Below are 262 nucleotides of genomic sequence, written 5' to 3' on the forward strand. Positions count from 1 at the left end.
GCTTTTCATTTCTTATTACGGAGAAATGAAACAGTGTGTCGTTTCAATTTTCAGCTTGATCCAGATTTTTAAAGAGCAAATATCTCAAACGTGACTCGAAAGTCAGTTTTGAGATACTTCGGTCGGCGACTTTCACTCACACATACCAGCAAGTGGCGTCCCCTAGGGGATTCGAACCCCTGTTACCGCCGTGAAAGGGCGGTGTCCTGGGCCTCTAGACGAAGGGGACACTGAAGTCTCAATCGCAAGACGCCTTGCTATT

The 262-nt window shown here is 46.9% G+C and carries 1 tRNA gene; it reads right to left on the minus strand.

Going from position 1 to position 262, the window contains the following annotated elements:
- Nucleotides 1-153 precede the first annotated feature (153 nt).
- Nucleotides 154-229, minus strand: a tRNA-Glu gene (locus tag OGX86_RS00250).
- Nucleotides 230-262: the final 33 nt, after the last annotated feature.

The organism is Citrobacter sp. Cpo040, assembly GCF_030332915.1.
Taxonomy (GTDB): domain Bacteria; phylum Pseudomonadota; class Gammaproteobacteria; order Enterobacterales; family Enterobacteriaceae; genus Citrobacter; species Citrobacter portucalensis.